At 27.9% G+C, this 15265-nt stretch carries 15 protein-coding genes; 1 reads left to right on the forward strand and 14 read right to left on the reverse strand.

Annotated elements, in window-relative coordinates; translation table 11 throughout:
• The first annotated feature begins 156 nt into the window (after positions 1–156).
• Positions 157–453 carry an HNH endonuclease gene (locus AC4FQ1_RS09895; RefSeq protein ID WP_303130745.1) on the forward strand — a complete coding sequence of 99 codons (297 nt, stop codon included), beginning with the start codon at positions 157–159 and terminating at the stop codon, positions 451–453.
• A 52-nt stretch (positions 454–505) separates the two neighbouring features.
• Here the strand turns inward: AC4FQ1_RS09895 and AC4FQ1_RS09900 are convergent, their stop codons facing one another.
• The 14 genes from AC4FQ1_RS09900 to AC4FQ1_RS09965 form a co-directional block, all read right to left on the reverse strand.
• Positions 506–1405: a DNA-3-methyladenine glycosylase family protein gene (locus tag AC4FQ1_RS09900; RefSeq protein WP_491148765.1), complete on the reverse strand. Its 900-nt coding sequence runs from the start codon at positions 1403–1405 to the stop codon at positions 506–508.
• Between the two features lie 17 nt (positions 1406–1422).
• Entirely contained in the window at positions 1423–1827 is a 405-nt protein-coding gene (locus AC4FQ1_RS09905) for a C-GCAxxG-C-C family protein (protein ID WP_303130747.1), read from the reverse strand.
• 223 nt (positions 1828–2050) lie between these two features.
• Positions 2051–3244, reverse strand: a complete 1194-nt coding sequence (locus AC4FQ1_RS09910) for a phospholipase C (RefSeq protein ID WP_491169584.1) — start codon at positions 3242–3244, stop codon at positions 2051–2053.
• Positions 3245–3402: 158 nt separating this feature from the next.
• Positions 3403–4251 (reverse strand): 3-hydroxybutyryl-CoA dehydrogenase, encoded by an 849-nt coding sequence (locus tag AC4FQ1_RS09915; RefSeq protein WP_491169585.1) that lies wholly within the window; start codon positions 4249–4251, stop codon positions 3403–3405.
• 34 nt (positions 4252–4285) lie between these two features.
• Positions 4286–5284, reverse strand: coding sequence for an electron transfer flavoprotein subunit alpha/FixB family protein (locus tag AC4FQ1_RS09920; protein WP_491169586.1), 999 nt, complete (start codon positions 5282–5284; stop codon positions 4286–4288).
• Between the two features lie 20 nt (positions 5285–5304).
• The gene (locus AC4FQ1_RS09925; RefSeq protein ID WP_491148771.1) at positions 5305–6084 is read right to left on the reverse strand and encodes an electron transfer flavoprotein subunit beta; all 780 of its coding nucleotides are present in this window, start codon (positions 6082–6084) and stop codon (positions 5305–5307) included.
• Positions 6085–6100: 16 nt separating this feature from the next.
• Complete coding sequence (locus AC4FQ1_RS09930) at positions 6101–7240, reverse strand: acyl-CoA dehydrogenase (protein WP_491148772.1); 1140 nt, start codon at positions 7238–7240, stop codon at positions 6101–6103.
• A gap of 60 nt (positions 7241–7300) precedes the next feature.
• Positions 7301–8083, reverse strand: coding sequence for a short-chain-enoyl-CoA hydratase (locus AC4FQ1_RS09935; protein ID WP_491148774.1), 783 nt, complete (start codon positions 8081–8083; stop codon positions 7301–7303).
• Positions 8084–8358: 275 nt separating this feature from the next.
• A complete protein-coding gene (locus tag AC4FQ1_RS09940; protein WP_303129807.1) occupies positions 8359–8997 on the reverse strand; it encodes a redox-sensing transcriptional repressor Rex in 639 nt (212 codons plus the stop codon).
• Positions 8998–9590: 593 nt separating this feature from the next.
• Entirely contained in the window at positions 9591–11810 is a 2220-nt protein-coding gene (locus AC4FQ1_RS09945; protein WP_491169587.1) for a heavy metal translocating P-type ATPase, read from the reverse strand.
• Positions 11811–11825: 15 nt separating this feature from the next.
• Positions 11826–12170, reverse strand: coding sequence for an ArsR/SmtB family transcription factor (locus AC4FQ1_RS09950; protein WP_491169623.1), 345 nt, complete (start codon positions 12168–12170; stop codon positions 11826–11828).
• Positions 12171–12400: 230 nt separating this feature from the next.
• Positions 12401–12979 carry a zinc dependent phospholipase C family protein gene (locus tag AC4FQ1_RS09955; protein ID WP_303129812.1) on the reverse strand — a complete coding sequence of 193 codons (579 nt, stop codon included), beginning with the start codon at positions 12977–12979 and terminating at the stop codon, positions 12401–12403.
• A 305-nt stretch (positions 12980–13284) separates the two neighbouring features.
• The gene (locus tag AC4FQ1_RS09960) at positions 13285–14136 is read right to left on the reverse strand and encodes a MurR/RpiR family transcriptional regulator (RefSeq protein WP_491169588.1); all 852 of its coding nucleotides are present in this window, start codon (positions 14134–14136) and stop codon (positions 13285–13287) included.
• Between the two features lie 239 nt (positions 14137–14375).
• On the reverse strand, positions 14376–15257 hold the full coding sequence (locus tag AC4FQ1_RS09965) for an ROK family protein (protein ID WP_491169589.1): 882 nt from the start codon (positions 15255–15257) through the stop codon (positions 14376–14378).
• Positions 15258–15265: the final 8 nt, after the last annotated feature.

A 15265-nucleotide genomic window follows, 5' to 3' on the forward strand; every position in this document is an offset into this window, starting at 1 on the left:
AAATTAATCATTGCCATAATATTTTACCATATTTTGTAAATTAAATAAATAGTATTTTTATCTCTTAGTAATTTCTTCTTTTGATTAGAGTAATATTTATTGATATAATATTAATAGGATATTAATATAAATTTCTTTATAAAAGGAGGTATTTATTTGATAACTAGATTAACTTGCGAACTATGCGATAGAATAGTTCCTGAATTAACGGAACATCATTTAATACCTAAAGAAAAGGGTGGAAAAAACTTAGATACTGTTATGCTTTGTACTACATGCCATAAACAAATACACGCTTTGTATACAAATAAAGAACTTGCAGCAAGACTTTTTTCAATTAATAGACTTAGAAATGATGAAAATATTAAAAAATATCTTAATTTTATAGTTAAGATTCCCGGAGATACAATAATACCAATTAAAAAATGTAAAAATAGAAGAAAACGTGCTTAACGTTAAAATATAAAAAGGACTAATTAAAAAATTAATTAGTCCCTTTTACTTCCTAATCTATTTTTATATTATTCTCTCTTGCATAATAAAAAAGATATTGTTGTGCAAATCCTGATAAACCCTTAAACTTATCTCTTGCAAATATTCTTATCTTATTTAAAGAACCTTCTTCTGCATTATAAAAATGCATCATCGCTCTTTTAACCCAAACATCAACTGGAAAAGCTGAATATTTGCTCATTGAAAATAACATTATACAATCAGCAACTTTTGCTCCTACCCCTTTAAATTCTTGAAGAGCTACATGGCATTCATCATCAGTTAATGATGTTATTCTATCTAAATTATATATACCATCACTATTTTCTAAATCTTCATTTATTCTATATACAGTATCAACAATATACTTACTTCTAAATGAAGCTCCAGTTTCTCTTATTTCATCTTCTGTAATATCCTTTAACATCTCTGGAGTTGGGAAAGTATAAAACACCTCTCCATTATACTCAATTTTTTCTCCCCATCTTTCACTTATTTTCTTTATAGTCTTTTTAATTGAAGGTATACTATTTCTAGCTGATATTATAAAACTTATAACAAGTTCAAATGGATCTTGGTTTAAAAGTCTTATTCCATAACCAAAATCAACTGATTTTTTTAATATTTCATCCTTTGAAAGTTCTTCTTTTATTTTGCTATAATCTCTTTCTAAATCAAAATATGTAAGCCATATATTATTAAAATCTTCTTTATTTGAATTTAAAATAGTAACTTTATCTCCATCTTGCACTACTTCTATAACCCTTCCGTAAGCTATTACTATGTAATCAAGTTCTGATTTTTTTTCCCATCTAAAACATTGTCCACACTCTAATATTTGCTTTATATTAAAATTTTTAACTCCTTCTAATATAACTTTATTATCTTCAAAAATAACTTCTTTAAAATCCATATTATTCTCTCCTTTTCTTATCTATTGTTTTCATTTACTATATCATCCAAAATAGATGCTGCTGTTTCTATAATAAACTTACAACTTCTATCATCATCTTCTCTTTTATGCTTTATATCTATGCAATTTAAGCTTTTAAATTCTTTATAAAATCTATTCATGAATTCTGCTGAAAGCTCCCTAACTATTGGACTTTCATGCCCCCTATCATTAGTAAAAATAATTCCAATAACAGCTATTGCTCCTGTTGCAGCACCACATGAAGAACCAATCCCCATTCCTCCTCCAAAAGATGCCATCATTTTAAAAGAATTTTTATTAAGTCCTAAATTATATTCTTCATTTGCAGCATATAATATACATTCTGCACAATTTAAATCATGTTCTATATTCCAAAACTTTAATGCTTTGTCTATAAGCAAATTCAACACCACCAGTAATTATTATTCTCTAATTATATTTATTAATTATATCACAAATATTTGTTTATTTTATATCTTATAATTTATTAATTTTATATTTACACAAAACCTTAACTTAAGTTTTACAAATACTTTATAAGGAACTATTTTAATAATTAATACCATTTTACAATATAAATATATTCTAAAAAAACAGACACTTATTTAAAGTGTCTGTTTTTTATTATTTTATAAAGTATGTATTATTTCCTGATATCCATTCATTAATATTTTTTTCAAGTTCAACATTTTGATTAGCTATTACTTTTATATATTCAGGTTTCCACTGATCAGTTATTTTTGTAAACTTACTTTTTCTAACCCACATTTTATTTATATCATTATATTTTATATTTTTATCTTTAATCTTTAATGTATATGTATCTTCAGCACCTTTAGCAAAATCATCTCCCGGATTATCTAATTGCCATTCTTGCTTGCTTCCATCTTTTGTTTCTATACCAAAGTAAATATAATCATCAGTTCCAGCATCCTTTTCATTGGCTGTTTTTATCATTACAACTAATTCACTTAAATTTTTATCAATTGAATCACTATTGAAAGTTACATCATGCAAAAATCTATATATATATCCTGCTGTTCCCTTTTGAGTGTTAGATAAAGTTATTTTAGCTGCATAATCCCAATCATCCCAGCTACAACTCATATTAGCATGGCTATAATATAATGATTTTGCTTTTTTAGCAAAACCTCTACAATATTCTTTAGACCAACCATTAAAATCCTTGTCTTTTATAATACTTTGATAAAATTCTTCATTTGTTTTACTTCCTGAAGTTTCTATTTTATAATTTTCTTTTCTTTCTTCTGCAAAAGTTTCAAATTTAACATGCCCTAAACTATCAACTGCAGTAACATTTGATGGATGGTATGGTGTATCTATATCACCAAAATAATGCATAGCTTCCCCTAAATAAAAAGCAGCTTTTTTATAATTCCCCTTTTTCCACTCATTTCTTGCTAAAGCTGAACATTTTCTTAATTGTGATTCCCCCGTATCTGGTATTGAATAAGCTAAATACCATTTATTATCTTTTGTAAAGTTATTTTCTGTATCTGGATCCCAGAAATGATCTTGATATAAATCATACTCATTAGGATCATAATCTGGATATGTAGAACCTAATTGCAATTCATGTAAATTACTCTTTAATATGTTTAAATTTTTTCTTATTATTTCTGGTTCATTATTTGACAAGTCATTCTCTAGAACTTTAATTGCTTGAGTAACTATCATAGAATGGGTTCCTGTCCCATCAATTTTTCCATCCCAAGCATAAGCTTTAATTGTACTTCCAATCCAAACAGAACTCGTGAGCAAAATAAATGCTAACCCCTTAAATAATTTTTTATTCAATTTTTTACACCATCTTTCTTCATTTGTTTTTTAATTTATTATAAATAAATTTCTATGTAAAGTATAATAATAAATTAAGGAGATAATAAATTTATTATCTCCTTATTAAAAGTGTAGTTTTATCAAGTGTAGTTTTTAATTGTGTATAAAATAAGTTATTATTTACTATAATCGAAGAATCCTTTTCCTGTTTTTCTTCCAAGCCATCCAGCTCTAACATACTTTCTTAAAAGGCTTGATGCTCTATATTTATTATCCCCTGTTTCTGTATATAAAACATCCATAATAGCGAGACATACGTCTAGTCCTATTAAATCTCCTAATGCTAAAGGTCCCATTGGGTGGTTAGCACCATATTTCATAGCTGTGTCTATATCTTCTGCTGAAGCTATTCCTTCTTGAAGGATAAATGTTGCTTCATTAATCATTGGAATTAAAATTCTGTTTACTACAAATCCTGGAGCTTCTGCTACTTCTACAGGCTCTTTTCCAATTGCTACTGATAATTCTTTAACTGCATCAAAAGTTTCTTGGCTTGTAGCTATTCCTCTGATGATTTCAACTAGCTTCATTACTGGAGCTGGGTTAAAGAAGTGCATTCCGATAACTTTATCAGGTCTTCCTGTAGCTGATGCAACTTCTGTTATTGATAATGATGAAGTATTTGAAGCTAAGATAGTTTCTGGTTTACATATTTTATCTAACTCTGCAAATATTTCTTTTTTAATTTTCATATTTTCGATAGCAGCTTCTACTACTAAATCACAATCTGCAGCTAAAGCCATATCAGTTGTTCCTGAAATTCTGCTTAAGATTTCTTCTTTAGCTTCTTCAGTGATTTTTCCTTTAGTAACTAGTCTAGTAAGATTTTTGTTGATTCCTGATAATCCTCTTTCAACAAATTCATCTTTTATGTCTCTAACTATTACTTCATAACCTTTTTGTGCGAAAGCTTGAACTATTCCAGCTCCCATTGTTCCAGCACCTAAAACAAATACCTTTTTCATTTTCGTACCCTCCTAAAATTCAAGTTGAAAGTTATTATTTTACTTCTTTGAACTGAGCTATAAGCTCTGGTAATACTTTATTTATATCTCCAACTATTGCATAATCAGCAATTTTCATAATTGGAGCAGTTTCATCTTTATTAATTGCTATAATCATATCTGAATCTTGCATACCAGCTGCGTGTTGAATAGCTCCTGAGATACCACAAGCAATATATATATTTGGTCTTACAGTTTTACCAGTTTGACCAACTTGGTAATCTCTTTCTATCCATCCTTTATCAACAGCTCCTCTTGAAGCTGCTACTGATCCTTCTAAAACTTCTGCTAATTCATGTAATTTTTCGAAGTTTTCTTTGCTTCCCATTCCTCTACCGCCAGCTACGATAAAGTTAGCTTCACTTATATCTACAACTTCTTTAGTTTCTTTTACTATTTCAACAACTTTAGTTCTAATATCAGCTTCAGTTAAATTAACTTTAGCTTCTTCAACCTTAAAGTTTGAATTTTTTTCTTCTACTTTTGCAAAAACTCCAGGTCTTACTGTAGCCATTTGTGGTCTATGATCTGGACAAGCAATTGTTGCCATTAAGTTTCCACCAAATGCTGGTCTTGTAGCTAAAAGATCTCCATTTTCAACTACAACATCTAATTGTGTACAGTCAGCAGTTAATCCTGTTGATAATCTTGCTGCAACTCTTGGTCCTAAATCTCTTCCTATAAAAGTAGCTCCTATAAATAATATTCCAGGTTTTCTTTCATTAGCTAAGTCGCAAATAACTTTTGTATATCCGTCAGTTGTATAATGTTCTAATAAAGCATTATCACATACGATAACCTCATCAGCACCATTTTCTCCTAATGTATTTGCTAAACCTTTTATATCTTTACCTAATAATAAAGCTGTAAGTTTAACTCCTAATTTATTTGCAATTTTTCTACCTTCACCTAATAACTCTAATGATACTTTTTGTAATTCGCCTTCTCTTTGTTCAGCAAATACCCAAACGCCATTGTAATCTGCTATATTCATTGTTAAATTACCTCCCAAATTTAGATGTAGTGTTTTTCTTTTAATTTTCCGATAACGTATTTAGCTGCGTCTTTTGGACCTTCTTTAATTAATTCGCCAGCGCCCTTCATTTCCTTAGTCATTGACTTCTTAACCTTTGTTGGTGATCCTTTAAGACCTAATTCTGCCTTATCTACATCTATATCATCTGCTGACCAGATTGTGATTTTTGAATCCTTTGTATCAAATATTAATCCAACATTCATGTATCTTGGCTTATTTAATTCTTCTATTGCAGTTAAAAGACATGGTGTATTAACTTTTATTAATTCATATCCATCTTCTAATGCTCTATTTATTAATAATCCATCTTCTTCAACTTTTACATCTTGAACATAAGTTACTTGTGGAATATTTAAATGTTCTGCTATTTCTGGTCCTACTTGAGCTGTATCTCCGTCAATTGCTTGTCTACCAGCAAATATTATATCGTATTCTAACTTCTTAATAGCTCCTGCTAATGCTTTTGAAGTTGCTAATGTATCAGCTCCTGCGAAAGCTCTATCTGTTATAAGTACTGCTTCATCAGCTCCCATACATAAAGCTTCTCTTAATGCACTTTCTGCTTGTGGAGGTCCCATACTTACTACAGTAACCTTTGCTCCATTATTTTCTTTTATTTGAAGTGCTGCTTCTAAAGCATGTTTATCTTCTGGATTTATTATTGATGGTACACCATCTCTTATAAGTGTTCCTGTTTTAGGATCTATTTTTACTGCTGTTGTATCTGGAACTTGTTTTAAACAAACTACTATATTCATTATTAAAAGGCCTCCCTTATCTTAACTTGCTTCCTGCGATAACCATCTTTTGAACTTCTGAAGTTCCTTCATAAATTTCTGTTATCTTAGCATCTCTCATCATTCTTTCAACTGGATATTCTTTAGTGTATCCATATCCTCCGAATAATTGAACTGCTTTAGTTGTTACTTCCATAGCTACACCTGCAGCAAATAATTTTGCTCTTGCAGCATCAACTGAATATGGAAGTCCTGCTTGTTTTTTGTATGCTGCTTTGTATACTAAGTTTCTTGCAGCTTCTATTTTTGTATCCATTTCAGCAACCATCCATTGTAATCCTTGGAATGCTGTTAATGATCTTCCGAATTGTTTTCTTTCTTTCATATAGTTAATAGCTTCTTCTAAAGCTCCTTCTGCAATTCCTAAAGCTTGAGATGCGATACCAATTCTACCACCATCTAAAGTTTTCATTGCAATTCCAAATCCTCTACCTTCTTGTCCAATTAGGTTTTCTTTTGGAACTATACAATTTTCCATAATTAATTCTGTAGTTGATGATGCTCTTATACCCATCTTATCTTCTACTTTACCAATTGAGAATCCTGGGAAATCTTTTTCAACTATAAATGCTGATATTCCTTTTGTTCCTTTTGATTTATCTGTCATAGCAAATATTATGAAAGTTTCAGCAACTCCACCATTTGTTATGAATATTTTTGATCCATTTAAGATGTAGTTATCTCCATCTAAAACTGCAGTTGTTTGTTGTCCTGCTGCATCAGTACCAGCACCTGGTTCAGTTAACCCGAATGCTCCAATTTTTTCTCCCTTTGCAAGAGGTATTAAATATTTTTCTTTTTGTGCTGGCTTACCAAATTCATTTATTAATGAAGCACAAAGTGAAGTGTGAGCTGAAAGTATAACTCCTGTTGTACCACATACTTTTGATAATTCTTCAACTGCTAAGATATATGAAAGTACATCTCCACCAGCTCCACCAAATTCTTTACTAAAAGGTATTCCCATCATACCAAGCTTAGCCATTTTTTTAACGTTTTCCATTGGGAATCTTTCTGTTTCATCAATTTCAGCCGCAATTGGTTTTACTTCGTTTATAGCGAATTCTCTAACCATTTGTCTTACTAATTCTTGTTCTCTAGTTAATTGGAAATTCATTTAAATTACCCTCCTAATAATACACCTAAATCTATTAGTGAATTTATATATTCTATTTCATTATTTGTTTTGGAAGTTTTTAGCTCTTCTTTCCATAAAAGCAGTCATACCTTCAACTTGGTCTTCTGTACTGAAACATTTACCAAAGTCTTCTGCTTCTATCATTATTCCTTCATCTATACTTACTTGCATTCCTCTTCCGATTGCATCTTTACATAACTTAACAGCTATTGGAGCATTGGCCATTATTTTTTCAGCCATAGCTTTTGCTTCATCCATTAAATTTTCTAAAGGAACCACTTTATTAACTAATCCTATTCTTAAAGCTTCATCAGCTTTTATCATATCGCATGTATAAATAAGTTCTTTTGCTTTTCCCTCTCCAACTAATCTTGCTAATCTTTGAGTTCCACCAAATCCTGGAGTTATTCCAAGACCTGCTTCTGGTTGAGCAAATTTAGCTTTTTCTGAAGCTATTCTTATATCACATGACATTGCAAGTTCACATCCACCACCTAGTGCAAATCCTGAGATAGCAGCTATAACTGGCTTGTCTAATTTTTCTAATCTTCTAAATACTTTGTTACCTAAAATACCAAATTCTTTTCCTTGTTCTTCGTTTAAATCTTTCATTTCTGAAATATCAGCACCCGCAACAAAAGATTTTTCTCCAGATCCAGTTAATATAACACAAGTTATGTTGTTATCCTTTTCTAAATCTTCAACAACTGTATTAATATCTTTTAATGTTTCTGAATTTAAAGCATTTAATGCTTTTGGTCTGTTTATAGTTACGATAGCTAAATTTCCTTCTTTTTGAAGAATTACATTCTTTAATTCCATTAATAAAGCCTCCCTTTTTTCACAACCCAATTAATATACATTATTTGAATATTTTTCTAATTTTCACTTTATCAAACATTAAAAACTTGAAATTTTGTAATTATTTTTCAATTGTTTGTTATAATATTAACAAATCTAACTAAAAAATAATTGAAGTCTCTCAACTTCAATTACAATTATAATACTTTGTTAAATTTTTTGCAATATCATTCTAAAATTTTGTGTATTTTTTTACAATTCCTCAAAACCTCTTATTTTATCTAGCTTTAAAGCTATTATTTATTATTCTTATCATGTAATAAATATATTAAAGTTAATAAACTTTCACTTAAATGTACATTTTCAACAGTTATATTTTCTGGAACAATTAAATCTACAGGTGCAAAATTCCATATTCCTTTTACATCACCTTCGACTAAAGTATCACAAACTCTTTGTGCATTAATTTTAGGTACACATATTACTCCAACGTCTATTTTGTTATCTTTTAAAAACCCTTCTAAGTTGTCAATATCCTGTATTTCAACATCTCTTATTCTCATTCCAAGTAATTTAGGATTAGCATCAAATATAGCCTTTAACTTAAAGTTCATTTTACTAAATCTAGTATAGTTGGCTATTGCTTGACCTATATTACCAGCACCAATTATTACTGCATTATACTCTTTATCCAATCCCAATATAGTACTTATTTGACTTGCTAATTCACGTACATTATATCCATATCCTTGTTGTCCAAAATCACCAAAACAGTTTAAATCTTGACGTATTTGAGAAGCTGTAAAGCCTATTTTTTCTCCTAATTCCTTTGAAGATATTCTGTCTACATCATTTTTTAATAATTCATTTAAATATCTGTGATATTTAGGCAGTCTCTTAATCACAGCCATAGAAATAGATTTCTTTTTTTCCATACGTATCTCCTTATTAATTTTTATATTTGATTAAACATAATTATATAAAACTCTATAATTGAGAGTTAAATTTTTAACTATCATTATATATATTACCATAATTTAATTAAAATAATCCAATTTTATTATAAAAAATAAAGTTTATATATAAGACGCCCATCTTATATATAAACTTTGCTTGAATAAGATGTAAAGTTTTAAACTCTACAACAGGAAAAATTCCTGTATGCTACCCATCTTGTTTTGCCTGAAAGATTTACCGTAGTAGATTATACTTTTCTTTTCTACCTTTGTCAATGGAATTACCTGTATTTAAAGGATTAGATAGGATATAATATTTTTTTAGGCATAATTTATATATAGATACTAAAATATAATTTCTTATTTTTAATAATATTTGTAATTTATAATTTCGTAACACATATTATAATTCATAATCTTTTATAAATCAAAGTGTTTAATATTATTTACAAAAAAATATATTTATATAAATTAATAATTAGCGTAAAACTACAATATAAATATCATAACTTTACGCTAATTTTATATTAAACAAAATATATTTTTAAAAGTCTTTTAAATACTTTTAAATTTTATAATCTAAGTGCTCTCATTGAATTTAATACTGCAATTAATGTTACACCTACATCTGCAAATACTGCTTCCCACATATTTGCATCTCCAAGAGTGGCAAGTACTAATACTAATATTTTTACACCTAATGAAAATATTATATTTTGCCATAATATTTTATTAGTCTTTCTTGCTATCTTAATTGAATCCACTAATGTTGAAGGTTCATCTTTCATAAGAACAACATCTGCAGCTTCTATAGCAGCATCTGAACCTATTCCTCCCATAGCTACTCCAACATCTGCTCTTGCAAGTACAGGGGCATCATTTATACCATCTCCAACAAATGCAAGTTTTCCTGTCTTTTTACTCTTTAATATTTCTTCAACTTTTTCAACTTTATTATCTGGTAATAATTCTGAATAATATTCTGTTATTCCTAACTCATTTGAAACTTTATCTGCAACCTTTTTACTATCTCCAGTTAACATAACTATTTTATTTACACCAATTAATTTAAGATTATCTATAGCACTCTTTGCATCATCTTTTATTTGATCTGAAATAATTATATTACCTTTATATTCATTATCTATTGAAACATATACTATAGTTCCTATTTCATTAACCTCTGGAACGTCAATACCATTTAATTTCATAAGCTTTTTATTACCAACTAGTATATTTTTATTGTAAGCTCTAACTATTACACCTTTACCTGAAACTTCTTCTTGTCTTTCAATTACATTATCATCTATATCACTATTACTTGATAATTTATACTCATCAACAATTGATTTAGCTATTGGATGATTAGAAAATTTTTCACAAGTTGCTGCATACTTTAAAAGATCAGATTTTGATATATCTATATTATTTATTTTTGTTACTTTAAATACACCTTTTGTTAAAGTACCTGTTTTATCAAATATAACTATGTCAACATCTTTAAGTGCTTCTAAATAATTTCCACCTTTAATTAATATTCCTTTTTTTGAAGCTCCACCTATTCCTGCAAATAATCCTAAAGGAACTGACACAACTAACGCACAAGGACAAGAAACAACTAAAAATATTAATGCTCTATATAACCATTCATCAAAACTATCTCCTGTTAATAATGGTGGTATTATAGCTAATGCTACAGCAGAAAATACTACAATCGGAGTATAATACCTAGCAAATTTTGTTATAAACTTTTCTGTTGAAGCTTTTTTACTACTTGCATTTTGAACAAGTTCTAATATTCTTGCTACAGTTGAATCTTCAAATACCTTTGTTACTTTAACTTTTATAGTTCCAGTATTATTTATAGAACCTGCTAAAAGTTCATCCCCTTTTGTTTTGCTTATTGGTACTGATTCACCTGTAAGTGCTGATGAATCTATTAAAGTTTTTCCAGATAATATTATTCCATCAAGAGGAACTCTTTCACCAGGTTTTATAACTATAATATCTCCAATACTCACACCCTCTGGTGATACTTGTACAATTTTATTATCTCTTTCTAAATTAGCATATTCAGCTTTTATATCCATAAGTTCTGATATAGATTTTCTTGATCTATTTACAGCATAGCCTTGGAATAATTCTCCTATTTCATAAAAAAGCATAACTGCGACACCTTCAGGATATTGTCCTATTGCTATAGCACCTATTGTTGCTATACTCATTAGAAAGTTTTCATCAAATATTTTACCTCTTATAATATTTTTAAATGCACTTAATAAAACTTCACTTCCTACTAATATATATGAAATTAAAAGTAAAGGTATATTTTCATCAAATATCATTCCAATTACAAAAAATACTATACCAAATATAAGCCTAAAATTTTCTTTTAAAAAAACTATTATTTTATTTTCTTCTTTTTTAGGTATACCCTCTTGTTCACTTTTATTCATTTCATCACTGTGATGATGTTCACTATAAGTGCTATCTGTAGTACAACAAGCATCAGTACAAATAGATAATGAATTTCTAAACTTAGAATTAGATTGATTAATTGAATATTTAACTACTTCAACATGCGGTTCTAAATCTTTAACAACCTTTCTTATCTTATCTATCATATAACTTTCAGTAAAATTCTCATCATATTTTACTATTAATAATTTAAATGAAAAGTTTAAACTTGCTTCTTTCACTTCTGGAAATTCGCTTACTATACTTTCTATTTTACCTGCACAATTTGCACAATCTAAGCCATTTAAAGATAATTTTAATCTTTTACTTTCCATATATGATCCCTCCTTTTATTCATTAACGTGATTTAATCCTTCATTAAATATTCTCATAATATGCTCATCATCTAATGAATAAAAAACTGATTTACCTTCTCTCCTAAACTTAACAAGCCTTGCTGCTTTTAAAGTTCTTAATTGATGTGATACTGCTGATTGAGTCATATTTAAAAGTGTTGCTATATCACAAACACACAGCTCCCTTTCATAAAGTGCACATATTATTTTAATTCTTGTTGTATCTCCAAAAACTTTAAAAAGTTCTGCTAAATCATATAAAGTTTCTTCCTTAGGTAGTCTCTCTCTTACATATTCGATTCCGTCTGGATGTGTTATATTAGCTGAACATTTATCCATATAAACTTCTTGCATAAAATTCCCCCTTATATATGAGTGATTGTTCATATGTTCATTATATGATTTTATTTTCAAATATGCAACCATTTTACTAAGAATTATTTTTAAATTTATAATTAACATTTTTATAAATTATATTAATATACTTACATAAAAAAGTTTATGTCACTAAAAAAGGATATAGACTGTATATGTATATTACACATATATAATCTATATCCATATTAATTTTACATTGCTAATTCTCTTCTTTGCTCATTTGCTACTACGGATTCTATAATCATATTAACTACATTAGTACATACATAATATGCAAAGTTTAAGTCATTTTCATAGCTTTCTTCAAATCTATATAGCTCTAAAGTTTCTTCTATAAATTGTTTTACATTGCCTCTATTTAATCTATTATTTTTAATTACATTTATTTCATAATTTTTAGAAACCTTAGAAAGTTCTCTTTCGTATAAAACATGAGGTTTCATTGAATTTTTGAATTCCCATCTTTCATAATGAGGTAAACAATAATAATCAGTTAAGAAGTGACATACAACCCCTAAAACCCCACTAAACTTTCCAACACTACTGTCATTCATAATATCTGTTACTGTAAGAGATGATAATCTATCAATCATCTCAAGTATCATATCTATACTTTCATCATAATAATGTTTTTTAAACTTATATCTTGAGGCACAATCTGGTTTTATATTTCCCCATATAAATCTCTTTCTATTTATTAAATGTAATCTATCTTCTCTCATATTATCTAATATATAGTCTGCTATCATTTTATGATTATTCATCATCATTTAAACATCGCTTCCTTTAAAAAATTATTTATTTATATGCTACTACAAAGCTTAATTAAAATATATATTATTATTTTGGTCTTAATGTTAATAAATATAATATCATTCCAAAAAAGCCCTCATACTTATTGTATAGAAAAGTAATATTAATATTACTAATTTATTATTACAATTCAATTAAAGTTTTTTGAATTTAATACATTTAATTTAAATATTACCACATTATTGAAATTATTCAAATAAAAAAACTACTATTTTACTTAAAAAAGTATTTATAGTAGTTTAATAAAATTATAAATCTTTAATTAAATGCTATCATTATATACTTCAATAGCATTTGTTGTTTTAACCTTTCTTTCAACAGCCTCATTAAACATTTCTTTTATAACTTCAGTATAAACTAAGTCTAACAAAAATATTTGTGGTATTTTTGATGATATTGATCCTGTTTCAAGAATAGTTTCACCAGATACATAAGTAAGCTCATAATCTGCAAGTCTTCTTAAAGGATTATCAGTATCCTCTGTTAATGTAATTATTTTAACCCCATTCTCCTTTGCTTGCTGAACTGTTTTAACTATTTCCTTTGTTACTCCAGAATGAGATACAGCTATTATTGCATCATCACTATTCATAATTGAAGACATTATAACCATTGTATGACTATCTGTTATAGGAGTACTATTAAATCCAATTCTCATAAACTTATAATTTATATCTGTAGCTACAACCCCTGAATATCCTATTCCTACAAAATAAATTCTTTTAGAATTCATTATTAAATTCTTACATAAATTTATCGTATTTGAATTAATTTTTTCTGTAGTTCCTTCTAATATATCAATGGTTGATTTTAAAAGCTTATTTGCGGTTTCTATAACTCCTTCATCTTTATGAACATGTGAGCTTATAGCACTAGTATTTTTCTTTACAGATAACTCTTTAGCTAAAGTAACCTTAAAATCTTGAAATCCACTAAAGCCCATTTTCTTTGTAAATCTAGTTATAGTTGCTTCTCCAACATTAGATTCACTTGCTATTACTGATATTGATTTATATATAAAATTATCTAAATCCGTCTTTATATATTCAATTAATGCTTTATCTGACTTTGTCGCTCTAAATTTAGGCTTTTCTAATTGACTTAATATTCCCATATTTGATATACCTCTTTTAATATTTATTTCGCTTAACACTTATAACAAGTATATCATCATTAGTAATATCATTACAAAATATGCATAAAATTTACAATTAAGTTTTATTTTTATTAATTTTTTACATAATAATATTATCATAATTAGATATATTAATTATTATAGTTTATTATCGAATATGAGCATAGTTATATAAAGGAACTAAATAATTCTATTTAGCTTCTTTATATCATGTTTATTTATACGTAATTTTTAAAATTATAAACTGCTCCAACCATACCCGCTGTATTTTTAAGCTTAGCAAATTGTATATTAGTATTTTCATAAACTGATTGTATTAAATATTTCTTTAAATAATTTTCTATTAAAGGTCTTAAAATATCTTCTCTAGCCATAATTCCTCCACCTAAAACTACAACCTCTGGATTAAATAAATATACTACATTAGATATTCCATGTGCTATTATATCAGCAATTTTTTCTATTTCTTCAATACAAATAGCATCACCATTTTCATAACCTTTAACTATTTCTTTTCCATTTAATTTTGAAGAATCTATTCCTTTTTTCTTAGCTACACTATTTACCAACGCAGTTGTTGATGCAACCTTTTGAATTTCTTCTCCATCAACTATCATATATCCTATCTCTCCTGCTGAATTAGTAAATCCATGTACAACTTTTCCATCTAATACAACTGCTCCACCAATTCCTGTTCCAACAGTTATACAAACCATTGACTTTTTACCTTTTCCAGCTCCAAGCCAAAGTTCTCCAAGAGCAGCACTGTTAACATCATTTTCAACAGTACAAGGAATTTCAAATTCTTCTTCTAAGATTTTTTTAATTTCAACTCCAATATAATTTGGAATAGTAGGTCCTGCATATAATATTTTACCTTCTTTAGGACATACCATTCCTGCAGTTGATACACATATACCATCTATATTATAACTTTCTTTAAATCCATGAATTATCTCTTTGACTTTATCTATTATACTAATACCACCTTTATAAGCTTCTGTTGGTCTCTCTGAAGATTCTAATATATCACCATTTTCATTTATAATTCCATATTTAATATTAGTTCCTCCAATATCTATTCCAGCAAATAATCTCATAAAAATCA

It is taken from the genome of Clostridium sp. TJA020, from assembly GCF_058310295.1.